The organism is Sinanaerobacter sp. ZZT-01, from assembly GCF_035621135.1.
GTDB lineage: Bacteria > Bacillota > Clostridia > Peptostreptococcales > Anaerovoracaceae > IOR16.
The window spans coordinates 997,333-1,021,042 of sequence record NZ_CP141728.1; the positions used below are offsets into that span (position 1 = coordinate 997,333).

Annotated in this window: 27 protein-coding genes, 1 tRNA gene and 2 pseudogenes; 18 read left to right on the plus strand and 12 right to left on the minus strand. The window is 38.4% G+C overall.

Annotated elements, in window-relative coordinates:
- Nucleotides 1-228: 228 nt before the first annotated feature.
- The 7 genes from U5921_RS04950 to U5921_RS04980 form a co-directional block, all read right to left on the minus strand.
- A complete protein-coding gene (locus tag U5921_RS04950; protein WP_324825955.1) occupies nt 229-1,320 on the minus strand; it encodes a glycerol dehydrogenase in 1,092 nt (363 codons plus the stop codon).
- Between the two features lie 255 nt (nt 1,321-1,575).
- A complete protein-coding gene (locus U5921_RS04955; protein WP_324825361.1) occupies nt 1,576-2,928 on the minus strand; it encodes a DUF4179 domain-containing protein in 1,353 nt (450 codons plus the stop codon).
- Complete coding sequence (locus U5921_RS04960; protein ID WP_324825362.1) at nt 2,921-3,433, minus strand: RNA polymerase sigma factor; 513 nt, start codon at nt 3,431-3,433, stop codon at nt 2,921-2,923. The genes U5921_RS04955 and U5921_RS04960 overlap by 8 nt, the downstream gene beginning before the upstream one ends.
- A gap of 72 nt (nt 3,434-3,505) precedes the next feature.
- Nucleotides 3,506-3,715 carry a helix-turn-helix transcriptional regulator gene (locus tag U5921_RS04965; RefSeq protein WP_324825363.1) on the minus strand — a complete coding sequence of 70 codons (210 nt, stop codon included), beginning with the start codon at nt 3,713-3,715 and terminating at the stop codon, nt 3,506-3,508.
- The gene (locus U5921_RS04970) at nt 3,712-4,032 is read right to left on the minus strand and encodes a DUF6442 family protein (RefSeq protein ID WP_324825364.1); all 321 of its coding nucleotides are present in this window, start codon (nt 4,030-4,032) and stop codon (nt 3,712-3,714) included. The genes U5921_RS04965 and U5921_RS04970 overlap by 4 nt, the downstream gene beginning before the upstream one ends.
- 230 nt (nt 4,033-4,262) lie before the next feature.
- The gene (locus tag U5921_RS04975; protein WP_324825365.1) at nt 4,263-4,691 is read right to left on the minus strand and encodes an RrF2 family transcriptional regulator; all 429 of its coding nucleotides are present in this window, start codon (nt 4,689-4,691) and stop codon (nt 4,263-4,265) included.
- 98 nt (nt 4,692-4,789) lie between these two features.
- Nucleotides 4,790-5,731 (minus strand): DMT family transporter, encoded by a 942-nt coding sequence (locus U5921_RS04980; RefSeq protein WP_324825366.1) that lies wholly within the window; start codon nt 5,729-5,731, stop codon nt 4,790-4,792.
- A gap of 227 nt (nt 5,732-5,958) precedes the next feature.
- On the opposite strand from U5921_RS04980, the gene U5921_RS04985 reads away from it, so the two are divergent.
- The 8 genes from U5921_RS04985 to U5921_RS05020 all read left to right on the plus strand — a co-directional run bounded on the left by U5921_RS04985 (nt 5,959) and on the right by U5921_RS05020 (nt 13,740).
- Nucleotides 5,959-7,341: a PLP-dependent aminotransferase family protein gene (locus U5921_RS04985; protein ID WP_324825367.1), complete on the plus strand. Its 1,383-nt coding sequence runs from the start codon at nt 5,959-5,961 to the stop codon at nt 7,339-7,341.
- A gap of 69 nt (nt 7,342-7,410) precedes the next feature.
- Nucleotides 7,411-7,707 (plus strand): hypothetical protein, encoded by a 297-nt coding sequence (locus tag U5921_RS04990; RefSeq protein ID WP_324825368.1) that lies wholly within the window; start codon nt 7,411-7,413, stop codon nt 7,705-7,707.
- A 308-nt stretch (nt 7,708-8,015) separates the two neighbouring features.
- Nucleotides 8,016-8,846: a class I SAM-dependent methyltransferase gene (locus tag U5921_RS04995; RefSeq protein ID WP_324825369.1), complete on the plus strand. Its 831-nt coding sequence runs from the start codon at nt 8,016-8,018 to the stop codon at nt 8,844-8,846.
- A gap of 264 nt (nt 8,847-9,110) precedes the next feature.
- Nucleotides 9,111-9,374 carry a CD3324 family protein gene (locus U5921_RS05000; protein ID WP_324825370.1) on the plus strand — a complete coding sequence of 88 codons (264 nt, stop codon included), beginning with the start codon at nt 9,111-9,113 and terminating at the stop codon, nt 9,372-9,374.
- A gap of 129 nt (nt 9,375-9,503) precedes the next feature.
- A complete protein-coding gene (locus tag U5921_RS05005) occupies nt 9,504-10,172 on the plus strand; it encodes a CatB-related O-acetyltransferase (RefSeq protein WP_324825371.1) in 669 nt (222 codons plus the stop codon).
- Between the two features lie 169 nt (nt 10,173-10,341).
- Nucleotides 10,342-11,310, plus strand: a complete 969-nt coding sequence (locus U5921_RS05010) for a helix-turn-helix transcriptional regulator (RefSeq protein ID WP_324825372.1) — start codon at nt 10,342-10,344, stop codon at nt 11,308-11,310.
- Between the two features lie 155 nt (nt 11,311-11,465).
- Entirely contained in the window at nt 11,466-12,299 is an 834-nt protein-coding gene (locus tag U5921_RS05015; RefSeq protein ID WP_324825373.1) for an AraC family transcriptional regulator, read from the plus strand.
- 121 nt (nt 12,300-12,420) lie between these two features.
- Entirely contained in the window at nt 12,421-13,740 is a 1,320-nt protein-coding gene (locus U5921_RS05020) for an MATE family efflux transporter (RefSeq protein ID WP_324825374.1), read from the plus strand.
- Between the two features lie 10 nt (nt 13,741-13,750).
- On the opposite strand, the gene U5921_RS05025 is transcribed toward U5921_RS05020, so the two are convergent.
- Complete coding sequence (locus U5921_RS05025; protein WP_324825375.1) at nt 13,751-14,224, minus strand: YbhB/YbcL family Raf kinase inhibitor-like protein; 474 nt, start codon at nt 14,222-14,224, stop codon at nt 13,751-13,753.
- A gap of 275 nt (nt 14,225-14,499) precedes the next feature.
- Between U5921_RS05025 and U5921_RS05030 the strand changes: the two genes are divergently transcribed.
- The 4 genes from U5921_RS05030 to U5921_RS05045 all read left to right on the plus strand — a co-directional run bounded on the left by U5921_RS05030 (nt 14,500) and on the right by U5921_RS05045 (nt 17,086).
- Complete coding sequence (locus U5921_RS05030; RefSeq protein ID WP_324825376.1) at nt 14,500-14,802, plus strand: DUF2089 family protein; 303 nt, start codon at nt 14,500-14,502, stop codon at nt 14,800-14,802.
- Nucleotides 14,799-15,092, plus strand: a complete 294-nt coding sequence (locus U5921_RS05035) for a hypothetical protein (protein WP_324825377.1) — start codon at nt 14,799-14,801, stop codon at nt 15,090-15,092. Before U5921_RS05030 ends, U5921_RS05035 begins: the two co-directional genes overlap by 4 nt.
- A 210-nt stretch (nt 15,093-15,302) precedes the next feature.
- Nucleotides 15,303-15,755, plus strand: a complete 453-nt coding sequence (locus tag U5921_RS05040) for a MarR family winged helix-turn-helix transcriptional regulator (RefSeq protein WP_324825378.1) — start codon at nt 15,303-15,305, stop codon at nt 15,753-15,755.
- A complete protein-coding gene (locus tag U5921_RS05045) occupies nt 15,752-17,086 on the plus strand; it encodes an MATE family efflux transporter (protein WP_324825379.1) in 1,335 nt (444 codons plus the stop codon). The genes U5921_RS05040 and U5921_RS05045 overlap by 4 nt, the downstream gene beginning before the upstream one ends.
- Before the next feature lie 263 nt (nt 17,087-17,349).
- Here the strand turns inward: U5921_RS05045 and U5921_RS05050 are convergent, their stop codons facing one another.
- Nucleotides 17,350-18,552, minus strand: coding sequence for a hypothetical protein (locus U5921_RS05050; protein WP_324825380.1), 1,203 nt, complete (start codon nt 18,550-18,552; stop codon nt 17,350-17,352).
- A 14-nt stretch (nt 18,553-18,566) separates the two neighbouring features.
- Complete coding sequence (locus U5921_RS05055; RefSeq protein ID WP_324825381.1) at nt 18,567-19,160, minus strand: TetR/AcrR family transcriptional regulator; 594 nt, start codon at nt 19,158-19,160, stop codon at nt 18,567-18,569.
- 534 nt (nt 19,161-19,694) lie between these two features.
- Here U5921_RS05055 and U5921_RS05060 point away from each other — a divergent pair.
- The 6 genes and pseudogenes from U5921_RS05060 (at nt 19,695) to U5921_RS05085 (ending at nt 22,731) form a co-directional block, all read left to right on the plus strand.
- Entirely contained in the window at nt 19,695-19,856 is a 162-nt protein-coding gene (locus tag U5921_RS05060) for a hypothetical protein (RefSeq protein ID WP_324825382.1), read from the plus strand.
- 253 nt (nt 19,857-20,109) lie between these two features.
- Nucleotides 20,110-20,325 (plus strand): annotated as a pseudogene (locus tag U5921_RS05065) (WYL domain-containing protein); the annotation flags it as partial.
- 62 nt (nt 20,326-20,387) lie between these two features.
- Nucleotides 20,388-20,651 (plus strand): zinc ribbon domain-containing protein, encoded by a 264-nt coding sequence (locus U5921_RS05070; RefSeq protein ID WP_324825383.1) that lies wholly within the window; start codon nt 20,388-20,390, stop codon nt 20,649-20,651.
- Between the two features lie 40 nt (nt 20,652-20,691).
- A complete protein-coding gene (locus U5921_RS05075) occupies nt 20,692-21,231 on the plus strand; it encodes a ClbS/DfsB family four-helix bundle protein (RefSeq protein WP_324825384.1) in 540 nt (179 codons plus the stop codon).
- 37 nt (nt 21,232-21,268) lie between these two features.
- Nucleotides 21,269-22,132, plus strand: a complete 864-nt coding sequence (locus tag U5921_RS05080) for an SPL family radical SAM protein (protein ID WP_324825385.1) — start codon at nt 21,269-21,271, stop codon at nt 22,130-22,132.
- A 239-nt stretch (nt 22,133-22,371) separates the two neighbouring features.
- Nucleotides 22,372-22,731, plus strand: a complete 360-nt coding sequence (locus U5921_RS05085) for a hypothetical protein (RefSeq protein ID WP_324825386.1) — start codon at nt 22,372-22,374, stop codon at nt 22,729-22,731.
- Between the two features lie 479 nt (nt 22,732-23,210).
- On the opposite strand, the pseudogene U5921_RS05090 reads toward U5921_RS05085, so the two are convergent.
- Together U5921_RS05090 and U5921_RS05095 are read right to left on the minus strand one after the other, a co-directional pair.
- Nucleotides 23,211-23,333, minus strand: a pseudogene (locus tag U5921_RS05090) (transposase); the annotation flags it as partial.
- A 245-nt stretch (nt 23,334-23,578) separates the two neighbouring features.
- Nucleotides 23,579-23,654, minus strand: a tRNA-Thr gene (locus U5921_RS05095).
- Nucleotides 23,655-23,710: the final 56 nt, after the last annotated feature.

A 23,710-nucleotide genomic window follows, 5' to 3' on the forward strand; every position in this document is an offset into this window, starting at 1 on the left:
CGATATTATTTTCTCTTTTTTTACAAAAAATAATATACTTATAAGTAATATATAAGTTATAGTTACAATTGTATATTAAACCCTATATTCAAGATTATGAATAAAAAGCATTCCATGAAACAGCGTCCAATCAAACTGCGTTTTTTGTTCATAAGCATAAAAATGCGCCTTGAAAAGGCTCAAAAAACCGAATCAAGACGCATTTCTTGTATTGGAAATTACTTTTCTCTATATAAAGTCTCGACCGATGGCATCTGCCGCAATAATCGCTGCATAAACGGATTCTGCTGTCACTTCAAACGGCATATTGAATATCGTTTCTCCCGGTGCGGTCGCTACCTTGGCAACTTCCCTTAGCTCTTCCTCTTTTATTTTTTTAATCCCCATCTCTTTTAAGGTAATTGGAAGTCCAACCGACACACAGAATTCAAGCACTTCATATAACTCATCCTCTGGCACATTCTCCATTACAAGCTGCACTATCGTTCCAAATGCAACCTTTTCGCCGTGGTACAAGTGGTGACACGCTTCCAGCACAGTAAAACCATTATGAATGGCATGTGCCGCAGCTAATCCCCCGCTCTCAAATCCAATTCCACTCAAATAGGTATTTGCTTCCACGATCGCTTCTACCGCCGGAGTAACCACTTGATTTTCTGCTGCTAATTTTGCATGGTAACCTTCTTCAATCAAAGTTTCATAACAGAGCGTTGCCAATGCGAAAGCGGACTTTGTCGGGTAAAGCCCCGCCATATTTTTTGCATTGGACCGCTTCGCTGCCCTTGCTTCAAAATAAGTTGCCAGCGCATCCCCCATGCCAGAAACCAAGAATCTTGCCGGAGATTTTGAAATTACCTCCGTGTCCATAATAACAATTTCCGGATTTTTCGGAAGCACTAAGTATTCCTCAAAGGTTCCGTCCTCCGTGTAAATTACAGAAAGCGCACTGCAAGGAGCATCGGTCGATGCAATCGTCGGTATGATGACAACCGGAAGCTTTAAATAGTGTGCCACCGCCTTTGCGGTATCAAGCAGCTTTCCACCACCGACCCCAATCACACAATCACAATTCTCCATCTTGCACATTCCCATTAAACGGTTGATTTCTGTTTTGCAGCATTCACGATTAAAGACTGCAAAGCTTATTTCTTTATCCGTTCCTCTAAAGCTTGACTCTATGCTTTCCTGAGTTCGTTCTAAACCAGAATCCGTTGCAAGGATAAAAAAACGTTTTCCAAAATCCTCTGTATAGCGTTTTAGCTCTTTTAAAGCTCCGTTCGCTTGAATGTACTTGCTCGGCGACATGATGATTTTTCCCATAAAATCCTCCTTTTTCTCTCTGCCGGAACCTGTTTCTTTCAATTTCTTTTCCTTCTTTGCGCAATTTTTTCCACATCTTGTTCCAACTTTTGGCTTCTTCTATAATATGCCTCATTATAACGAATTTTATGAGGCTCTGTCCATCCAAATTCTATAAAAAGCTTGAAATTCTCTGAGAGCAAAAAAACCTCTCAGCCAGATTTATCATCTAACTGAAAGGTTTCTTATCATATTACAAAACTTGCTTTCGTCTTTCTATTTCTTATAAAGCTCTTCTCCGTCCAGCATTACGCTTTGAATTTCATCCAGCTCAATTGGGCTGACAAACATCATGCTTACATCACATAAGCCGTTCTCCCCATTGTAAGCATCATCAGTCGAAAAACTGGAAAATCCCACCTTGCTTCCATCTTCCTTTTTCACAGAAAAACGGATGCTTTCGTATTCCCCTGTATATCCTTCAATATAGGCCCCAATCGGCGTGATTTCTATTTTTTGTGCAAGATTACCTGTATTCTTCATTTCCATTTTTTCTGCGTCATCGAAACGGAAATTAACATCCCATTTACCCTCTATTAGGAGGCCATCTTCCACAAAACTTGCCCATAGACGGTATTTTTCTAACTCTTTCCAATCTTTTATATCATAAATAAACTCAATATGGTGTGCGAACATATCATTTCCACAATTTTTTGCATCCTCTTCCGTTCTAAAATAATAGTTATCGCAGGAAAGGGCTTTTTCTTCGTCCATCGCGCGCTCTGTCTTATCAAGAAGTAAAAGCTGCCCATGATTGTCATAGCTCTTTTCCCACTTTGTCTGAATATGCAGCTTGCCATCTACGAATCCCATATTACTGATTGTAACAAAGTCAATGTCGTCACCTAAAGGTATCTCCATTTCATCGGGTTTCAAGATGGGCAGTTCATCCTCAGTCCATGCGGACCCACCTATATCCGCGAATTCTGAAGATGACAGGATTTCGGCTTCCCCTGCCGCAAGCTCCTGCAAAGAAATTCCCGTATCATACCAATCATACGTTTTTTTATTGTTCATCATCTTTGTCAGCTGAAAGAACGACAATTTATTTGACAATTTAACAGTTCCGAATCCCCGCATAACACAAAAAGCCGTGTTTGTTTCCTCATCAAAGGAAAGCAGCCTTACATTAAATGCACTCGGTCCTTCTACGTAATAAGCATCGCAGAGGTCCAAACTTTCATCAATCCGGTTTTCTCCTGTTATATCCTGCACTGTAAAATAGACCATTGTATTGTAGGCATCATTTACCGCATACAGCACCTCTACTTTTATTCCCTGATCCTCTGCCGTCAAATTCACAGGATAAAGCAGCGCTGCCCATTTAGGATTTACCGAGTAAATCCAATCATACAAAATGGGAGATGCCGTTGCAAATGCTGTTATAGTTCCCGTAAGGAGCAGGCAGACCACGGCGGCAGTTAAAAGTAATTTTTTAGAGGAAAAAACAAAGCCCCCTATTTTTTCCTCTTTTCCCTTTTCTGTTTTCTTTAAAATCGTTTCTTCCAGCTTTGCACTTATCTCAATGTCAGAAAGCTGTTTATCAATATAAGACTTTATATCATTCATCAAAATACCACCCTTTCAAGGATGCTCGAAGCTGCTCTCTGGCTCTGCTCAACCGAACAGTTGCACTCGACTCTGTAATCCTTAATGCAGCTGCGATTTCCTTTATTTTTAACTCCTGGTAATAAAATAATAAAATGACCTCTCTGTATTTCGGCTTTAATCCTGCAATTTCATTTAATATGGTATCATCTTTAATTTTATCTTCATAGAAAGGTTCTTTTTCTTGCTCGCCGCGAAACAGCATCATGTTATACCATGAGCTTCTTAAACGGGATTTACATACATTGATAGCTATGCTTGTAATCCACGTTTTTTCAGAAGATTTCCCTTTGAACGTATCCCACTTTCTATAAACTTTTATATAAGTATCCTGCACTGCGTCCTCCGCTAATTGTAAATCGTGCAGATAAAGACAGCACATGCGGAGAAGACTGTCACCATATTGCCTGATCAGCCGCTCCATATCAGGTTCATCTTCTTTTTTCGGTACCGAATATTGCTCCATCCTCTCCCTCCTTTCTTACAATTAGACGCAAGGATAGCCGAATACCCTACAAGTTTTTTATGCTTTTTTCTGTTATTCAAAATAAAATAAGTCTTCAAATTTTTTATCAAGTGCAATGCAAAGAATCAATGCCAGTTTTGCGGTTGGATTAAACTGGCCTGTTTCAATAGAACTAATCGTATTTCTTGAGACTCCGACCATCTCCGCAAGTTCACCCTGGGATAAATTTTTCTCCGCCCGTGCAACCTTAAGTTTGTTTTTCAGTATGAGTTCACTTTTCATACTCCGACTCCTAACGTGTCAACTATGTGGCAGATCAGAAAGCCGAGAGAAGCAAGGGAAGCTAAAACAGCAGTTATCCCTTCTACACCTCTCTTTGTGGTACGGTATTTTCCATATGATTCCGCTGCGGCATATGCCCAGAACATCGTAAACGGTACAAAATTTTCTACTCCGGTAAATAAATTAAAAACCATGATAATCACAAAGATGGAGCAAAATCCAATCACTCCGAAACGACGTCCGTTATTTTGCACAAAAATAGTGCCTTCATCTTCCTTTTGCTCTCGACTCTTTTTCAAAATTTCATTTTTATCCATTATATAAGTCCCTCCATTAAAAGTAAATTTGTAATTTTGACAAGTTTTATTGTCATTATTATCATAGTGTCACCAAGTTTACTTGTCAATACCCATTATTTTTTAATTTATAAGTTCCGGTTAAATGATTTACTATGATTCATCGGGAGGCACGTGATGTATCTATTTCTAAGCATGAAAAAAACCTCATAAATACATACAAGGTTTTCCAAACAATTACTTCATTTTGTCTATATCAAATTCTGCTTTTCTCTTTGTTTTGTTACTAGATCTGAAAGTCTGATATGATCTACAACACCGTTTATCGCCTCTTCTACCTGCTTCCACACGTCCAGCGTCACACAATCCTTACACCTCGGACACTGGTTTGGCTGATCCTCCATACAAGCCACCGGTGTAAGCTCTCCTTCAATCAATCTTAAAATCATCCCCACTGTATATTCATCAGCAGGACGTGCAAGCTTATAGCCTCCTTGTGGACCGCGAATGCTTTTCACAAAACCTGCACGGCTTAAAACCGTAATGATCTGTTCCAAATATTTTCCTGATATTTCTTGTCTTTGTGAAATGCTTTTGATGCTTACATACTGATTTTGTGCATTTAAAGCCAAGTCCAGCATCATTCGAAGTGCATAACGCCCCCTCGTAGAAATTCTCATATTATCACATCCTATCTATATCTAATTATATAATAGGAATAATAGGAATTCAACAGCAGTTCACCCGTTCTCGGCAAGCCTATCTGTTCTCAGCTCTTTCACAAAGTCCTTTCGGATACTTCATCAATCTGATCTTCATTTTTAATCGATGCCTTATAATTGTATTCTTTCTCATCATACTGTGCCTTGACAAGATAAACCCCTGCTATCACTATGATGATTCCTATTATTTCTTTTATTGAAAGTCTCTCTGAAAAAATTACAAAGGAATACAAAGATGCAATCGCAGGCTGTGCCAAGCAAAGAATCGATGATAAATTCACATTAATCTTTCCCTGACAATGTGCAAGAAGGTTATGCCCGACTATTTGTAAGCAAAATGTCAATGCGAGCAAAGGCCAAAGCTGCTCTACTCCATGCGGAACCTGAACTCCCTCAACGAAAAGAGAAAAAATAAATAATGCGGTAACACTTCCGAAGCTGCTCACGAACATAATAACACTGCTTTCAAGACGGTCTCGCAGTCTATATGCAATTAATAAAAAACTCGCATAAAAAAAAGATGCACAAAAGGCTAAGAAATCACCAAAATAGTTTGATGTGCTAGGGTTTGCTTTGCCACTAATCAAGACAAAAACTCCAAAAAGTGTGATTGCTGCACCAACAAGAAAAAATTTCGGTATTTTCTCTTTAAAAAGAAAATAGGAAACAGGAATCACTGTAAACGGTGTTAAATTGGTTAACAGATTTGCATTTGCCACCGAAGTATAGCTAAACGACAGATTCCAAAGGGCTACATCGCCGGCTAAAAAAACACCCGCAATCAATAAAATGAGAACGTCCTTTTTGGTTAATTGTTTCAAATGTTTATACGCAAGTAAAAATAAAAATGGGAAGGAAAACAATACCCGATAAAACCCTGTATTGATTGGTGATAAAGCGCTGAATTTGACAAAGATACCTCCTGTTGCAAGAAACGCTACTGCTACAAGTTCAAGAAGAATGTCACGTGTTTCATTTTGTCTTTTTATTATATTCATTTTTTTCGTCCTTTTTTAATTGTTTCGTTTATTTTTTATTAGGATTTTTTGCTATCATGCATAATCTTTATCTTTTTTAATGTAAATGCATTGTCATATTCCTTTATTCTCATTTATGATATACTAATGACGGCACCTTAGAAAGTGCCACCAAAGCATAAAAAAATGGTGCCACCAAAGGAGTTTTTATGATATTTCTCAATAAAAGTAAAAAAGAGCCTTTATATATGCAAATTTACCACCAAATCAAAGATGAAATCATCAATGGAACGAGGAAAGAAGGTGACATCTTAACAGGAAGCAGGGAGTTGGCCCGCACCTTACACGTAAGCCGAAATACCGTCGATAACGCTTACAGTCAACTATTAGCTGAGGGGTATCTAATCCCCAAGAAAGGCAGCGGGCATATGATTGCCAGTTTGCCTGAATTGAAGGGGCAGTATCCTCATCAAGCATGCGAATTTACGGAAAAGCACACTTTAAAAAGTGAGATGAAATCACATCCGAGTGTTCTCTACGACTTGACAAACAGCAGCCACACCAGTGATCTCTTCCCAAAATCACTTTGGAAACGATATACTTTAGAATGTTTGGAAATGCTAGATCACGAAAAAAAATTAGCTGTGTATTTAGACAAGCAAGGCGAGTTGTATTTAAGGCGTAACCTGCTTTCATACCTTAAACGAATCAGAGGTGTCCACTGCAATGAAAACCAGATTGTAATTACTTGTGGAATCCAACATTCATTAGACCTTGTCTGCCAACTGCTCTGTGACGAGAAGATTACAATTTTAATGGAAGAGCCCGGCTATCACAAGGCAGCTGTTGTATTTCAAAATAACGGATTGGAAATTCAATCAGTGCCGATTGATGAAGATGGCATTATCGTTTCAAAGTTGCCTTCTTCACCTAAAAATCAGGTGTTATACTCAACGCCGTCTCATCAGTTTCCCACGGGTGTGACAATGCCGATCGGCAGGCGTTTTGAATTGCTAAAATGGGCTAAGAGCAACCACGCTTACATTTTAGAAGATGATTTTGACAGTGAATTGCGTTATTATGCAAAACCAATTCCCTCGCTGCAATCCATAGATATGAATGACACAGTCATTTATATCGGAACTTTTTCAAAGGCTCTGTCCCCCTCCATCCGAATGGGATATATGATTCTGCCTCCACAATTACTAAAAATATATTTGGACAAGTTTCAATACTATAACAGTATGATACCGATTTTAAATCAATATGTAATCGCACATTTGATACAAACCGGCGAATATGATCGGCATGTCAGACGGCTGAATCATGTATTCCGCAAACGATTAGAACGATTTCTTGAAGAATTTTCAGATGTAAGCGAAAAAGTAAGCATCTCATGTAACGGAAGCGGACAATATTTTCTGCTGGAGTTCTCTGCAATGGCAAATCAAGATGCACTCATTCGTAAGGCGTTAGAGCATGGGGTCAGAGTATACTCAACCATGCAGTTTTGGCAGGAGAAAGCAGACTGTCCTCCAAACACACTGTTTCTAGGATTTAGTAAAATAAATTTAACGGACATCCCTGACTGTGTAAAACGATTAAAAACAGCTTGGTCAGAATGGCTCTAAAGCTCTTTAAAAAAAGAAACGAGGATGAAAACAATCAAATTCTGACTATTCTATAATAGGAGTTAAAGTATGAAAATCAAAACAAAGAGAATCCTTATGCTGTTGCTTTTATTTGCAGCAGTTATTTGGAATTGCTTGTGTATATCGAATATATTGCCACTTCATTTTTTTACGGCTTCGCTCGCAGCAGTCGGGAGTTATTCATTGCTGATAACCTTCATGCCACTGCTTTTTATTAACAGCGCTCCGACAAGAGAACGTTCGGCATATATACATAACCTTACGAAAAGAGAAAAACAAATGTCGAATGTGACACTTTGTCTTATATTTATATGGATTGTAACATTGGTTGCCTGCATTGTGTAAAGATCAATTAAGCATGTGAATTGCTATTGATTCAAAGCAAGATATGCTGTAGAATAAAAATATAAAACTTAATGAAAAAGGTGATGAAACTCCGGCATATCTGATGTTACAGAATCAGTGATGCAGATATGACTGGAAAAGAGCAAATAAAATCAATTCAATAGGTTAAGGACTCACTGCTTTGGCAGTTTAGTTTTTATGCCTACCGTTTGGTTTTATTTACTCTTATCTATTTTTCATCCTTTGAAAGATTAGCCGTAGAGTAAAATCTACGGCTTTTTTGTTGCTCATGAAAGGAGAACACAATCATGCTAAATCAAATCCGCAAAATCTTAGAAAAACCACCTCTTTATGCAAAGTCGGAAGCAGCGTTCTGGAATGATGAACATATTTCCAAACAAATGCTGAAAGCCCACCTTGATCCTGAATTTGAAGGGGCAAGCAGAAAATTAGACTTTATAGAAAAGTCTGTTACATGGATATCAACCCTAGTCCCCTCATCCAAGCATCCTCTGCTTCTCGATGTCGGGTGCGGCCCCGGTATATATGCTGAAAAATTTTCAAAGGGAAAGTATCAGGTGACGGGTATTGATTTTTCAAGGCGGTCAATCGAATATGCAAAACAATCAGCACAAGCTCAAGGTTTAAGCATTTCTTATTTCTACGAAAACTATTTGATTATGGATTTAAAACAGCACTTTGATTTTGCAACCATGATCTATTGCGATTACGGGGCATTATCAACAGTGGACAGACGAATTATTATGAAGAAAGTATATCAACACCTAAAACCCGGAGGAAAATTCTTGTTAGATGTTTTTTCAATGGCTAAGTATAATGACTTTCAAGAAATGCGTACTTGGGAGATCTGCCGCAACGGTGGATTTTGGAACGAAAATGAATATATTATTCTGAATGGAAATTATAAATATTCCGATGCTGTAACACTGGAGCAAATATCGATTATTTCAAATGATAAAACTACTGCTTACTATTTATGGAATACCTATTTTACAAAAGAAACTTTAATAAAAGAAGCAGAACAATCCGGATTTCACGTATGTAAAGTATTTGGCAATGTTGCGGGTGACTCTTATCATAAGGATAATTTTACTCTCGCAATACTTCTAGAAAAATAGCTCTTCTTATTTTTATTTTATGTGATGACAAGCCTCTTCTTAAATAAAAAACAGCGTTGAGTTAGAGCATCCAAAGTGCTATACTAATCCTGTTTCATGACACAAATTGAAAGAGGTGATCTTATGCGAACTGATAAAAAAGGAAAAAACGAGGTTTATCTCCATGCAAAGCCAGTAAACAGCGACGTTTGCATGGAGTAGAAATCGCCGCTTAATCATATGCTGGCTTTGTACTTGACGATTACAAACAAGGAGAAAGTCTGCATGAAATATATAAACGCAAAGCTACTTCTTCCCGATGCGTTGGTTAAGGAATTGCAATGCTATATACAAGGAGGCTACATTTACGTACCTGCAAGTGAAGAGCGACACCGATGTTGGGGAGAATTAACCGGTTACAAAGAAGAATTGAAGCAAAGAAATAAGAAGATAGTCGAAGCATATAACAATGGTTCTTCTATCAAATATCTTGCTGAAAAACATTACCTATCCGTCTATACGATTCGAAAAATCATCTATCAAAAATAATGCAAACGGGTTGCGATATGCAACCCGTTATTTTTATACAAAATACCACCGCACTATTTCATATATTGAAACGCAAGGAGATGTTAAGTAACCTATATGCAAAGAATTGAAAGAATGAGGTAAATCAAAATGAATGATTTAAAGACACAGATATATCCCCGTTCAGGAGATAAAGAAACAATTTATTTAAAGCCTATCATATCAAATCCAAATATATCAATCGGTGATTTTTCAATGTATAACGATTTCATCAATGACCCAAGGCTATTTGAAAAGAACAACGTATTGTACCAATACCCTATCAATCATGACAAACTTATAATCGGTAAATTTTGTTCCATTGCTTGTGGTGCCAAATTTATCTTTAATAGTGCAAATCACACCATGTCTTCATTATCCACCTACCCTTTTCCTATATTCTATGAAGAATGGGAATTAGACCGCAAAGATGTTTCTAATGCTTGGGATAATAAAGGAGATATTGTCATTGGCAGCGATGTCTGGATCGGCTATGAAGCTGTCATATTATCGGGAGTTACCATTGGTGATGGAGCAATCATAGGCGCCCGTGCAGTCGTTACAAAAGATGTTCCCCCGTATACAATTATTGGCGGCATCCCTGCTAAGCCCCTAAAAAAACGGTTTCAAGAAGCGGTTATCTCTTCTCTGCTTAAGATTGAATGGTGGAATTGGCCTAAAGAGAAAATCACTCAAAATATCAGTGCAATTCAATCTGGCAATATAAAAGAACTGGAACGTCTTTCCTCTTTTAATAATTTTGACTCTGACAGTATATAAGAATTTCATTGACATAAATTTTTTATTCCGTTACGCTGAAATTGATATTGTTTCTCAACCATATCTCTAGCTCAAAAGAAAACATGGATTTGTGCAAGTAAAATCAAGTAATGTAATTTTTATTACTCTATAATTATTATAGGGTGATCGAAACGAGGTGAACAGACGAATGTACGAGTGGCAGAAGCAAATTCAAATGATTGTTGATGAAATTGACAAATGCATTAAAAATCACAATGGTGAAGCCTTGACGCTGCGCTTTCTTTCCCGCAAACTAGGATATTCTGAATTTTATACAACGAAAAAATTTAAAGAAATATCGGGTATGCAATTTAGGGATTATCTACGGCATAGAAAGTTAGCCTTTGCACTAAAGGAAGTTCGCGATACGGAAAGAAGCATCTTAGATATTGCTTTTGATTACGGCTTTTCCTCACATGAAGCCTTTACCAGGGCTTTCAAGCAGACATACAGTATCACTCCGAGTGAATACCGAAAAGAGCCTAAGCCCGTCGTTCTTCGTACTAAAATAAACCCTTTCGACCGCTACTTTTTAGGACTTGGAGAGATTGGTATGATAAAATCCACAGATCAGGTTAAAACTTATTTTATAACCATTCCTGCACACAAATTTTTGCATATTAAAAACTATGAAAGCAATGGATATTGGGATTTTTGGCAAAAGCAAAGTTTGATTCCGGGGCAGGATTGTGAAACAATTTGCGGTTTACTCGATAGTATCAAGGGCAAATTGGATGACAATGGCGGAGACGATACGAACAGCGATAACGGTCAGATTATGGCATATATTAATGACCCGGACGGCAGACTCTGCGATTGGGGTATTCCACGTACAGAGTGTTATGGTGTACGTCTTCCCCATGATTATAAAGGTGAAGTACCCCCACAAATGCTTATGATTGATATTCCCGAAGCTGAGTATATCGTCTTTGAGCATGGACCATTCGATTACGAGCAGGAATGCCGCAGCGTGGAGGAAAAGATAGAAAACGCAATGGCTACTTTTGATTTTTCCGATACTGGCTACTGCTTTGACACTTCCCCTGGTAGAATACTTTACTTTTCATTTAATCCGGAATATTTCTGGAAGTATATCAGACCTGTGCGAAAAGTATAAGCATTCACTTGATCTGGCGCTTACACACTGTTAAAATTTATCTTGATTACGCAAAAGTATGGGCAGACCTTGCTGTTAAGCTTGGTTTGCTCTCTTTTCTATACAGCTTATATTTTTGTATATGTGCATTTCTTTTAAAAATAAAGGGAGGAAAAATGATAACAAATGTATATATAAACCGTGCTATCGAGTATATCCTAGAACACATCAATGAAAATATATCGGTTGATGACATTGCCTCTCATTGCAATTTTTCAAGATATTACTTTTCCAGAATGTTTAAAATGGAGACAGGAGAAAACATATATGGATTTATTAAGCGAATCAGAATGAAGCAAAGTGCCTTTCGGCTAAAGGTTGAGAAAGACAGGAGCATCACTGATATCAGCTGTGATTATGGTTACAGTTCATCAAACTACAGCTCTGTCTTTAAACAACATTACAATTTATCTCCAATTGAATTTCGCCGCAGTATTATGCAAAAATCTTTATCGAACCCACTATTCAGCAATTCTTCCATAGGATTTGAATCTTTTCATGAATGCAGCGAAAAAATATCTATAGAAATTCTTAAAGATTTTTCAGTTATCTATGAACGTTATAAAGGAAATTATGGGGACTTATCAATTCATTGGGCAGAGTTTCAAGAAAAATACAAACAGTATATTACTGAAGAGACGTTATTTCTCGAACGCACCTATGATGATCCGTCCATCACCAATATAGACGAATGCCTTTATGAGATCTGCATATCTGCCTCTAAAGACTGTAGAGTTAAAAATGTCTATGTTCTTAAAGGTGGAAAATTTGCTGTCTACCACTTTAAAGGTTTTGTCAAACAGATATACACTGCTTTTCAAAGCATCTTCAATGTGTGGCTGCCGCAAAGCAACTGTGACATTGATGACCGTTACGGTTTCGAAATTTATAGAAAGATAGACGGTGCGTCTATGTATATGGAAATTGATCTTTGTATTCCTATAAAATAGAGCACAAAAACAGAAGTAATTTTCTTTTTCTTCCTTTATCCTAATTTGTATAAACAATGGATACCCCCCTTTGACAAGATACAACAAGCTTTGCAAAGGAGAGTAGATGGAGGAAATAGAAATGAATTTAGAAAACATCCAAAACAACAAAATCAAAACAATTTTGCAATTTTCGATTCCATCGATTATTGCAATGGTGCTGACCTCACTGATTACGGTCGCCGACGGATTCTTTATCGGAAACTATGTGGGGAAAGAAGGTCTTGCTGCGGTTAACTTAGGACTACCGATAGTCTATTTGTACCTTGCAGTTGGACTTATGGTGTCAGTAGGTGGTGTTGCAACCGCCGGGATGGCTCTTGGCGGTAAAGATATTAGAACGTGCAATCGTATTTTCAATCAGACTATAGGTACGGCAGTTGCTGCAACGGTTCTGCTCAGCCTTATTATGCTGCTCTGCATTGAACCAATGCTTCAACTTTTAGATGCAGATATGCAAGTGGCAGGCTTTTTCAAAGATTATTACGGTATTATGCTGCTGGAACTTCCGATTATGGTAATAAACACATCCTTTGGTATGTTTATTCGCGGAGAAGGAAAACCGCAGTATTTCATGCAAGTCAACATTTTAAGCGTATTTCTTAACATCCTGCTCGATTATTTGTTTGTCCGCTGGACCGACTGGGGTGTAAAAGGCGTCGCTGTTTCTTCATTGCTTGCAGCTGTCGTTACCCTTTTATGCATCCTCTATTTTTTCATTAAGAAATCAAATGTGTACAAATTCCGTAGATTTAATTTTTCCAAGGAAGTATTAAAAGACACACTGCTCAATGGCAGTTCAGAATTTGTTGGTGAAATGTCGATGAGCATTTCTATGTTTGCCTATAACTATGTGATACTAAAAAATATCGGCGTGGATGGTGTAACCGCATTTACGATAGTAGGTTATATTGCCTATCTCTTCAGCATGGTGGTTATCGGTTTTGGGCAAGGGGCAAGCCCTCTCATAAGCTTTACTTATGGCGCAAAAGAACATCTGCTGGCAGCAAGTCTGCGTAAGATCACCAACTTCATGGTCCTCCTTGCAGGAGCAGTTTTAATTTTACTCGTGCTGCTTGGCTCTGGGTGGTATAGCAGCCTGTTTGTAAAAAGTAATGTCGTGGAGCAGATGGTGAATTCAGGCATAATGATCTATGCGGCTTCGTTCCTGTTTTCAGGCATCAATGTAATTACTTCGTTTTACTTTACATCAATTGGGAAGGCAAAGGAGTCCGCTATCATATCTTCTGCAAGAGGCTTGGTCATTCTACTGATTTGCATTTTTACTCTGCCTCCACTACTAGGTATGACAGGAGTATGGATAGTCGCACCGCTTACAGAATTGCTGACCTTATTTTTGAGCTTGTTTTTTATAGAGCAAGAGAGCAAAATCATACAATAAATGGATCAACTCATTCTCTACGGCTTTGAAATTTTCCAGATAACTTTGCCTGCTGTAAGATATGACCATCAGCTTTATGTAAAAATTCTCGTTTCTTACTTCTTGCAGCTAAATCTAGCATACAATCCAGTATATAGATAGTAAACACATAGGTATGTATCGACTTAAGCGGCGGCTTCGGCCCTTTATACTTATTTCTTCCATAAGCAACTCCCTGGGTTGCACCTAAATCCCCTACATATCTGCCATGAGAGATCCCTTCTGGTATGATAGACCTTACAGCTATATTCCATATCACCCAATGATTATAATTTGGAAAAATTGGATGAGAAGCATCATCTAATGTGATCGCAATTGACTTAGCATTAGGAGAAATATTGATTATTTCAAAGTCAGGGGATAAATCAGCCCCGCGAGCTGTATATTTTACAGGTATCCAACCACCTTCATTAAAAGCTTTACTCTTCACGTTTAATATTTCCATACCGCAAGTCCTTTCTCATCGACTCTCTAAAAAGATATAATCAGGCTAAAATAGACCAAGCCTGCTTTCAGATAATATAAATAGCCTTTCTATTATTTTATCACAGGTAAAATAAAAAACCATGTATAGCTTTCTTTTCAGCGATGCTATCTTTTAGATTAAGCGTTTATGACTGGCAAAAAATGCAATAAAACTAATTTATATGTTTGCATTGACTTTAATAATATTAAGTGTATAATTAATATTATTAAAGTCAATGTGAAAGGGGGTATAAATTGGACATCGATAAAATTCCACAGTGGTTTCTTGCATTAGAGCAAGAAGATGCTACCTTTCTTAAACATTTTATTTTAAAATCAGGTTCTCTAAAAGAGATTGCAAAATTTTATGAAGTTTCTTACCCAACCGTACGATTACGTTTGGATAAACTTATTCAAAAAATTGAAATGAACGATCAGCAGAAAGAAGAACCTTTTCAAACGTTTATCAAAGGCTTAGCGGTTGACTCGCGAATTGATTTAGAAATAGCGAAGATTATAATCGAAAAATACAAAAATGAGAGGGGAAATAGAACATGAAAAGTTTTCTTATTGCTGGCGTTATTACTATTATATTATGGATTGCAGAGGATCTGCTTTGCACAAAACTTAAAAATCCGCTTTGGGGAGGAATTATACCCCTTCTTACATTAGCTTTCACTATCTATATTTTAGCAACTGGTATAATTCCTTTTAATCTCACATCCTTTATTGTTTTCTTAATCCTTAACCTATTTATAACAGAGGGGTGGAGTACCGGGCGAGAGAAATACAAAAAGAGACAAAAAGCAGAATTAAATAAGATTAAAGCACATAATATTGATAGTTGAAAGATAGCTTAAGATTTACGATGCCATTCAAACATGAAACTTATAGTAACGATGATGAGCGAATTTTTGAAATAGTAGCAGGAAATTTGAACGCATCCCGTGGGGTATTCCCACGGGTTTTCTTTTTGAAGCTTTTTCAAAAACTTGATTGATATGAGTACGATTTCGTACTATAATAAAATGTGCGAAATCATACTTGGAGGTATCTTAATGAACCAAAAGAGATTTGACGAAATCCATCGAATCAATTATTTGACTTCTGAAACGGAAGCGCTATATCATCAAGCGTCCTTAAAGCTGGGCATTACAGATAGCGTTTCTATTGTCTTATATACGATCTATGACACAGGAGAAAATTGCTTACTCAGCGAAATTTATAAAAAATCGGGTATCAGCAAACAAACGGTCAACTCGGCGATCCGAGGTTTAGAGACTGATGGTATTCTATATCTGCAGCCGTACACAGGCAGAGCAAAAAAAATTGTCCTAACAGAAAAAGGTAAGAAATATGTGAATCAGACAGTGGCGAAGCTCTACGAAGCAGAAGTACGGGCTTTTGATTCTTGGGCAGCGGAAGAGATCAACACCTACATCTGCCTGATGGAAAAATATGTGGATTGTTTTCGTAAGCAAATCGGGGCTTTACAGGAAAAGAAATTATGATAATACAGCTTTCGGATCATTTTACCTATGGTAAACTCATTAAATTTACAATTCCGCCCATTGCTATGATGATTTTTACGGCCATTTACAGCGTGGTAGACGGTTTCTTCGTTTCCAATTTTGCAGGCAAAGTGGCATTTTCCGCAGTCAATCTGATTATGCCCTTTTTGATGATTGTAGCAACCGTTGGCTTCATGTTCGGCACCGGCGGAACCGCCCTTGTTGCCAACACCATTGGTGTCGGTGACAAGGAAAAGGCAAATAGATATTTTTCTCTGTTTGTATATGTGGCTTTTGTCTTAGGGGTTCTGCTTGCTGTATTGGGTTTTACATTGATTCGTCCGATTTCCATGTTGCTTGGCGCAAAAGGCGAACTTCTTGAAAATTGTATTGTTTACGGAAGAATTCTTCTTACAACTTTGCCGTTTTTTGTGTTGCAGCTTCTATTTCAGAGCTTTTTTGTAGCAGCGGAAAAGCCCCATCTCGGTCTTTTGGTGACAGGTGCAGCAGGAGTTACCAATCTGGTTTTGGATGCGCTTTTAGTGATTCTGCTGCCACTGGAATATAAGCTGGCAGGCGCAGCGATTGCCACAGCTTTCAGCCAGTTTATAGGAGGTGTTATTCCTCTGATCTATTTTTTTAAACAAAACAGCAGTATTTTTCGCCTTGGTAAAACCAGCTTTGATGGCAAAGCAATTTTTAAGGCTTGTACCAATGGCTCTTCCGAATTTATGAGTAATGTTTCCATGAGTATCGTGGGAATGCTCTATAACCTACAGCTTCTGAAATTTGCCGGAGAAAACGGCGTGGCGGCATACGGTGTTATGATGTATGTCAGCATGATTTTCTCGGCTACTTTTATAGGTTACTCTATCGGTGCCGCTCCCGTCATCGCTTATCACGATGGTGCAAAAAATTACGACGAGCTTAAGGGGCTTTTGAAAAAGAGCCTCCATCTACTTGCCATTAGCGGCATCGTTATGTTAACTGCCGCGCAGCTGTTGGCTGTTTTTCTGGCACAAATATTCGTGGGCTACGACAAGGAACTGGTATATCTGACTGTCTCTGGTTTCCGTATTTTCGCTACTTCATTTCCCTTTATGGGCTTTGCTATTTTCGGTTCCGGTTTCTTTACTGCTCTGAATGATGGGCTAACCTCTGCTTTGATTTCCTTTTTACGTACATTGGTGTTTGAGGTCAGTGCCGTTATGATTCTCCCGATGATTTGGGGAGTTAATGGTATTTGGCTTTCCATTGTTGTGGCCGAAGTAATGGCGGTTGTGTTTACAGCAGTATTCCTTATTGCAAAGCGAAAAAGGTATCATTATTAAGCAAAAGGATTTTACAATATGAATTTGAAGCTATTGCCTAAAACAAAGCATGAGGACATTTTCTTATGCTTGCTACTTCAAAGTAAAAAATTGTGAAATCGCAGAAGATATTCAAGTGGGATAATTTATAAGTTGGTTTGCCTACTATTACTTATACTCGCCTTGATTTAACAGTCAAGTCTTACAAAAAGCAATAGCGTTATCTGTGATAAATCACAGATAACGCTATTGCTTTTATTAAATATTACTCCTAATTACCCGATCTATTGATAATAGGCAGTACACTTTCTCAAACGGTGGTTTACTGAAAGAACACCCATCGTTTTAGCATTCGCCGGAGATGCCGGGGGGATAAACATAGCTTCAGCAAGGTTCGGATTATCTACATTACCAAGGTTAGTAACGCTGTGACCGTTTCGGTTTTTATACCCAAGAATCAACGACCCGACAAACTTTCCTGCTTCGCTCTCAAAGCCACCCATTACTGAAATCGCAGCAGCATCAATCAGCTCTGGCCTCATATTGAGATAACAGGCAAGAATCATCAGGAGCTTTTTGGGATCGCCTATGTTCTTTTTCACTTTTTCCGAAACCGACTTCGCCACGGACTCAATATCTCCGGATTGATTTGAAACCTCTATTGCAGTCGCAGAGGCATAATTGCCCAGCGCACCTGATTGGTAGCGAGAAAGATGCTTGCGTATATCCACTGCAATCACAACCCGACTCGTTTTTTCCTTGCACATCATCTCGGCAACAAGATAGTCATTCAATGAGAGACTTTGCTCATGGCATTTTTTCAGAACTTCTTCAGTCTTTTCTGTACTCCATTCTTCCTCAATATAAGAAACCGAATTGTTTGCAATAAATTCTCTCTCGAATCTCCTATAATCCTCATAATTGACGGTATGCTTCTCATTTTTCCATTTGCGGTTTGCATACCCTATCATCAGTTTACTGATTGTGGAAAGCTGGCTGCCTTTGGGAAGTTCATCAATAGACATAATCAAATTTTCTTCTGCATATGTAGGCTTTTTCCCAGATATATAGCAATCTGCAAATTCACATACCAAACCCAATAGGCTGCGTCCGTCGCCCAAAAGATGATGAGCAATAAACATCACTTCAAATTCTGCATCGCCTGGATATAGAACAATCTTCAGAAGGCATTCATGAAAAGCATCCCAGCCGCATCTTGTTATATCCATGTAATCATTCGACCATAGAGAAGAATTATCTTTTTCAAAGACTGGGGCTTGCAATTCTTCGCGCCAGCAATAATACAGCTTTCCGCTTTTCACTTCTCTGGCAACACTGCTTTTTAAAAAGGGGTGTGCCGACGCCAGCGTCCGAAGCACATCTTGCACTTTTCCTTTGTCATATCCGGCGGCGATTTTTGCCTTGATACCAAAATGCATATTGGGACACATCAGATGTGCCCGTTCAGTCAGTATATATTGCCTCATAATTGATACCTCGCTTAATCTTCAAATATTTCATATGGAATTTGTAATGTTCTGCCTATAAGTTCCATCGTTTCTTGTACTCTAATCTCAGGTGGCAGAGCAAAAAATGTCTTATCATGCATCAAGCCACTAATCCCTTTTAGGAGGAAAGAAGCAACATACTCTTTACCATAGCCGTCGTCCTTGCCTGCCTCTTGCAGCAATCCATGAATCATCGAGCGGAAAGCAGGGAGCATGGCTTCTAAAGTCTGATCATGCAGAGCATACAATATCGACCAGTGAATCGATCCATTCGCTAATTGAGATAATTCCTCCATACTGCTGGTATAACAATTATAAAGCTGCTCAAGCATGAATCGAAGGGTGGAATGTTTGGTTACTATGGCTGAAATTTTTTCGCCGCTCCTTTTGAAAAAGAACGCAACCGCTTTGTCAAATACTTCTTGTTTGGAATTAAAGTAGTGATAAAACATACCAACCTCACCGTTGACATGTTCTAATATCATTCGAATTGAAGTTGCTTCATACCCATTCCTTAAGAATAATTCTAAAGCGGCATTTAGAATTTCATCTCGTTTGCCACCCTCTAATACAGCTTTTCTTGGCATAGTAACGCCCCCCATAATAAACAGAATATCGTTCTGTTTATTATAATTATTTCAATTGCACTTGTCAATTGATTTTAAAAGCAATAACAGCTATAAGCGTCTAACAGAGAAAAAAATAATGATTATATGCTAAAGCTACTTTGAACGAGTTGTTCATATTTAGACAATTGAAACAAACTCTTTACCATGGTAAAATATAAACAATACTACCATGAAAAATCTTTGCGAAACGGTAGTTAATGAAAATTGTACTTATAAGCGAATTTATATTTTTTGGGGGATATACTATTGAAAATAAAATATAAAATAAAAAAGTCATATAGAGTTGCACAGTTACTATTAATGTGCTTTGGGTTTGTGCTGACTATCATAAGATGGTCGAATGTTTTTGATAGTAGTTTTATAATAATAACTCCTGAAATAATATCTCATCTATCAAATTTTTCATTAAGTCTCTTAGCCTATTTGGCGATAGGTTCTTCGTGGTTGACATTTGGAATCAAATTTCGTCTTGTGGCTGTTTTAGGAGTGTTTATGATAGTGGCTAATTTTATTTGTGAGACTTTGATGAGCTTTATTAATACTGTAGATATTGTTGATGCTATATATGGATCAATTGGAATCATAATAGTTTTTATTTATTTCCACTTCCTTAATCGCAACGGATTGATTGAAATCAATTCCGACAATCAGTAGCTGTATCAAAATATTTGCACCAAAGCCACTGAATATTCGCTTTGTATGAGTCTTTTACGTACTGATAAAGCTAATCTTGATTACTGGCAAACCACATTATTACAGCTTGGTTTGCCTTCTTTCTATTCACCATCGTAATCCGAGAATAGACCAGAATATCCTTCCTATAAGGGCGGTAGATAATTTAATGCTTTTTCATCTAAACCTTGACATGATCTGTCATGGTTCTATGGTATAATGGCGGTTTTCTCCACAAGTTGCTTTTCGCGTCTACGATGATTTTGACCGAAGCAGCATCACAGAGGAGGCAAATGGTTACTTGCGCGTGAAGGTCAGCTTTCCCATAGACAGCTGGGTGGTAAGTTATCTGTTCTCTTTCGGAACAGCGGTAGAAATTTTAACTCCAGATGATTTACGCAAGGAAGTTGTCACCTATGCAGAAAAAATTGCGGCTCACCATAAACTATGACACACTGTTGTCAGCTTTCACTTGATAGAATGGAACTATTAAAATAAAGGAGGACACAGAAATTGGAACAGAAATTTTGTCAAAGTTGCGGCATGCCTATGGGTACAGAAAACTTGTATGGTACAGAGGCTGATGGCAGCAGGAGTGTGGACTACTGCAAGTACTGTTATGAGCAAGGTTCGTTTACATTCGAGGGCAGCATGGAGGAAATGATTGAAATTTGCGTGCCACACATGGCAGAGAGCAACCCCGACATAACGGCGGACAAAGCAAGAATCATGATGTACGAATTTTTCCCAACGCTAAAGCGCTGGAAAACAGTATAATCCAGTATTTGGTCTTGAGGCTACAAGGAGGATAATTACAATGGCCAGAGCAACAACGAAGTCGGATATGGTAACCGCAGCAATTAGCAATTACGAGAAACTGAACGTACTTATTTCTGAACTGACAGAAAAAGAATTATCAACTCCATTTGATTTCACAGCGGATGGAAAAAAGCATGAGGCACACTGGGGCAGAGACAAAAATCTTCGGGATATTTTAATTCATCTCTTTGAATGGCATCAACTGTTGCTTAATTGGGTTAATGCAAATAGAAATGGAGAAAACAAACCGTTTATTCCCGCACCGTATAATTGGAAGACCTATGGAGACATGAATGTTGGGTTTTGGGAAAAGCATCAAAGTACATCATTGGAAAAAGCAAAGGAAATGCTGAAGAAATCCCACAAAGAAGTAATGGATTTGGCAGAAACATTTACCAATGAGGAATTGTTTTCAAAAGACATATTTAAGTGGGTTGGCGGAAGTTCGTTAGGTTCTTATTTTGTGAGTGCCACAGCAAGCCATTATGATTGGGCTATGAAAAAACTGAAAGCCCATAAGAAAAACTGTGTAAAATAAGCAACTTGAAATTTTTCATATATAAGGAGGTCATCCCATGCACGATATTGAAGCCAAATCTATATTATCTCCAAAAAACGGAATGAATCTCTATCGTGGCTGTACTCACGGCTGCATTTACTGCGATTCTCGCAGCAACTGCTACGGTATGACCTTCACCTTTGAGGATGTCGCCGTCAAGCGAAATGCCCCACAGCTTTTGGAGGCAGCACTCCGCAAAAAGAAGGTCCCCTGCATGATTGGAACAGGCTCCATGAGCGATCCGTATATGCCTCTTGAAAAAACAGAATGCATGACGCGCACCTGTTTGGAGCTGATTGACAGGTATGGCTTTGGCTTCTCCACCATCACCAAATCCGATTTGATACTCCGTGACATTGACCTGCTTCAGTCCGTCAACCAGAAAGCAAAGTGTGTGGTGCAGATGACGCTCACCACCTACGATGATGACCTTTGTCGGATTTTAGAGCCAAATGTGGCGGTCACCAGCCGTCGTTTTGAGGTGCTGAAAGAGCTGCAAAAAGCAGGCATTCCCACAGTAGTATGGATGACACCGATTCTGCCCTTTATCAACGACACAGATGAAAACATCCGTGGTCTGCTAAACTACTGCAGTGATGCGGGAGTAAAAGGCATCATCAGCTTTGGCATCGGTATGACCCTGCGCAGCGGCAATCGGGAGTATTTTTACAAAAAACTTGATGCGCATTTTCCTGGCATGAAGCGGCAGTATATGCACAGCTTTGGGTCGTCCTATGGCATAAAATCTCCAAACAGCAAGGTGCTTGGAAAACTTGTAACGGATTTTTGCAAGGCGCATGGTATTCTCACGGATACCAAAGAGGTGTTTGACTATGCCTCGCAGTTGGAGTTGCCGCAAACTCAATTAAGTCTGTTTTAATGGGTAAAACGAGTCGCTACACGTTCTGATGTAGCGGCAATCTCATTAGTTATGAAATGGAGCCGTTGCACTTAATTTTAGGTGCAATGGCTCTTGATTTCTCTATAAGCCAAGTATAGTCCAGTCAATGCTTGCATAAAGGCTGTGGAGACTCACAGCAACATATGGTATTATAACTTTAACAATAATTGAGCTACTGATTATTTATATAACTATAGGATTTTCAAGGAGGTAGGAGGATGTCTTTTTCAGAAATTAGTATTTATCAGGTAAAGCCAGATAAGACGGATGATTTTGAAGCTATTATGAAAAATGCTACACAAATGATGAGGGCAATAGATGGTTGTCAATCTCTTCGACTTGTACAGCGTACACACTATATAAAGGATATGAAAACGATTAAGGATGGACTTCAACCCGACAAACTTACTCGTATTGTAAAATGTGTTCGCTATGCACTCTATTGGGAATTCAACACAGATGAAAATTATGGTAAAGCTCAAAAACAGTTGTATGAAACTCATTGGAAAGCGATAGAACAGTGCTTGATTGTTCCGCATGATAAAATCTTAGGTACAGTAATTATTAGCTACGAATAATTTTCGATATGTAGGTAAGGTAGCAAATTTATATTTTGGACAGGGGTGCAATATGGAACAAAGGCAACGGAGTCAGGTGGAGTAGAGCCGCTTATAATTGAGAATTTATATGTGTTTCATAAAATAGACTCCGCTTGCTTATGTTTCATAGCCAAGTACAAAAGTTTTCCTGTTCCAGCAGTTAGAACTACTATGTATTTAGAGTGCATTCATAACGAATGGAAAGTAATGCATGTCCACTGTTCTTTTGATCCAGAAAAATAGCATATCATCGGCTGTAGGTTATAAGCATTTACCCATTAAACATGAGAATTTTCATATCTGCGTAGTTAGAGAGATTATCTTCCAATAGTTTCCAAGAGTGAAGCAGAGCACTTAGGTTTTGTGTTCCGTGATGCCCTGCTTTTTTCTTCCCTGCCGTTCCACACCATCCACGGTGGTTTTCTGCCCCACGATAATTTTATCTACCAGCATGCATCTCAAGATGCACTGAATTGATTTTTTATATATTCTTCTATTTTCTTCGCATTTTTTCCTACCGTATCTACATAATACCCTCGACACCAAAAATCCCTATTTCCATATTTATATTTTAAGTTTGCACTATGTGTTAAGCTTTCTTTATCCATATTGGATACCTCCTTTGTTTTGGTGCGGTCGGCAAACCAGCATCATTGTAACATTGGAGGCTTTCTTTTTCTGCTTGAAGCTAAAGCCTTTCAACCTCACCAGCATAGCTGGTGGTTATTTGTTCCTTCTTCCTATCGTCAGTCGGAACCTCTTCTAAAGCTACTTTTGGGCATAGAAAAAGATAGACCTATCTGTTAAAAAACAGGTCTATCTTTTTTGGAGCTCCTGGCCGGATTTGAACCGGCGACCTACGCATTACGAATGCGTTGCTCTACCAGCTGAGCCACAGAAGCATATTCTCGCCATTGATTATATTACCATATTCTTTCGTTTTGTGCAATACCAATCC

Coding starts and splice junctions, on each gene's coding strand:
- U5921_RS04950 (WP_324825955.1), bottom strand. CDS start 1,320: ATGGGAAAAATCATCATGTCGCCGAGCAAGTACATTCAAGCGAACGGA.
- U5921_RS04955 (WP_324825361.1), bottom strand. CDS start 2,928: ATGAATGATATAAAGTCTTATATTGATAAACAGCTTTCTGACATTGAG.
- U5921_RS04960 (WP_324825362.1), bottom strand. CDS start 3,433: ATGGAGCAATATTCGGTACCGAAAAAAGAAGATGAACCTGATATGGAG.
- U5921_RS04965 (WP_324825363.1), bottom strand. CDS start 3,715: ATGAAAAGTGAACTCATACTGAAAAACAAACTTAAGGTTGCACGGGCG.
- U5921_RS04970 (WP_324825364.1), bottom strand. CDS start 4,032: ATGGATAAAAATGAAATTTTGAAAAAGAGTCGAGAGCAAAAGGAAGAT.
- U5921_RS04975 (WP_324825365.1), bottom strand. CDS start 4,691: ATGAGAATTTCTACGAGGGGGCGTTATGCACTTCGAATGATGCTGGAC.
- U5921_RS04980 (WP_324825366.1), bottom strand. CDS start 5,731: ATGAATATAATAAAAAGACAAAATGAAACACGTGACATTCTTCTTGAA.
- U5921_RS04985 (WP_324825367.1), top strand. CDS start 5,959: ATGCAAATTTACCACCAAATCAAAGATGAAATCATCAATGGAACGAGG.
- U5921_RS04990 (WP_324825368.1), top strand. CDS start 7,411: ATGAAAATCAAAACAAAGAGAATCCTTATGCTGTTGCTTTTATTTGCA.
- U5921_RS04995 (WP_324825369.1), top strand. CDS start 8,016: ATGCTAAATCAAATCCGCAAAATCTTAGAAAAACCACCTCTTTATGCA.
- U5921_RS05000 (WP_324825370.1), top strand. CDS start 9,111: ATGAAATATATAAACGCAAAGCTACTTCTTCCCGATGCGTTGGTTAAG.
- U5921_RS05005 (WP_324825371.1), top strand. CDS start 9,504: ATGAATGATTTAAAGACACAGATATATCCCCGTTCAGGAGATAAAGAA.
- U5921_RS05010 (WP_324825372.1), top strand. CDS start 10,342: ATGTACGAGTGGCAGAAGCAAATTCAAATGATTGTTGATGAAATTGAC.
- U5921_RS05015 (WP_324825373.1), top strand. CDS start 11,466: ATGATAACAAATGTATATATAAACCGTGCTATCGAGTATATCCTAGAA.
- U5921_RS05020 (WP_324825374.1), top strand. CDS start 12,421: ATGAATTTAGAAAACATCCAAAACAACAAAATCAAAACAATTTTGCAA.
- U5921_RS05025 (WP_324825375.1), bottom strand. CDS start 14,224: ATGGAAATATTAAACGTGAAGAGTAAAGCTTTTAATGAAGGTGGTTGG.
- U5921_RS05035 (WP_324825377.1), top strand. CDS start 14,799: ATGAAAAGTTTTCTTATTGCTGGCGTTATTACTATTATATTATGGATT.
- U5921_RS05040 (WP_324825378.1), top strand. CDS start 15,303: ATGAACCAAAAGAGATTTGACGAAATCCATCGAATCAATTATTTGACT.
- U5921_RS05045 (WP_324825379.1), top strand. CDS start 15,752: ATGATAATACAGCTTTCGGATCATTTTACCTATGGTAAACTCATTAAA.
- U5921_RS05050 (WP_324825380.1), bottom strand. CDS start 18,552: ATGAGGCAATATATACTGACTGAACGGGCACATCTGATGTGTCCCAAT.
- U5921_RS05055 (WP_324825381.1), bottom strand. CDS start 19,160: ATGCCAAGAAAAGCTGTATTAGAGGGTGGCAAACGAGATGAAATTCTA.
- U5921_RS05060 (WP_324825382.1), top strand. CDS start 19,695: ATGATAGTGGCTAATTTTATTTGTGAGACTTTGATGAGCTTTATTAAT.
- U5921_RS05075 (WP_324825384.1), top strand. CDS start 20,692: ATGGCCAGAGCAACAACGAAGTCGGATATGGTAACCGCAGCAATTAGC.
- U5921_RS05080 (WP_324825385.1), top strand. CDS start 21,269: ATGCACGATATTGAAGCCAAATCTATATTATCTCCAAAAAACGGAATG.
- U5921_RS05085 (WP_324825386.1), top strand. CDS start 22,372: ATGTCTTTTTCAGAAATTAGTATTTATCAGGTAAAGCCAGATAAGACG.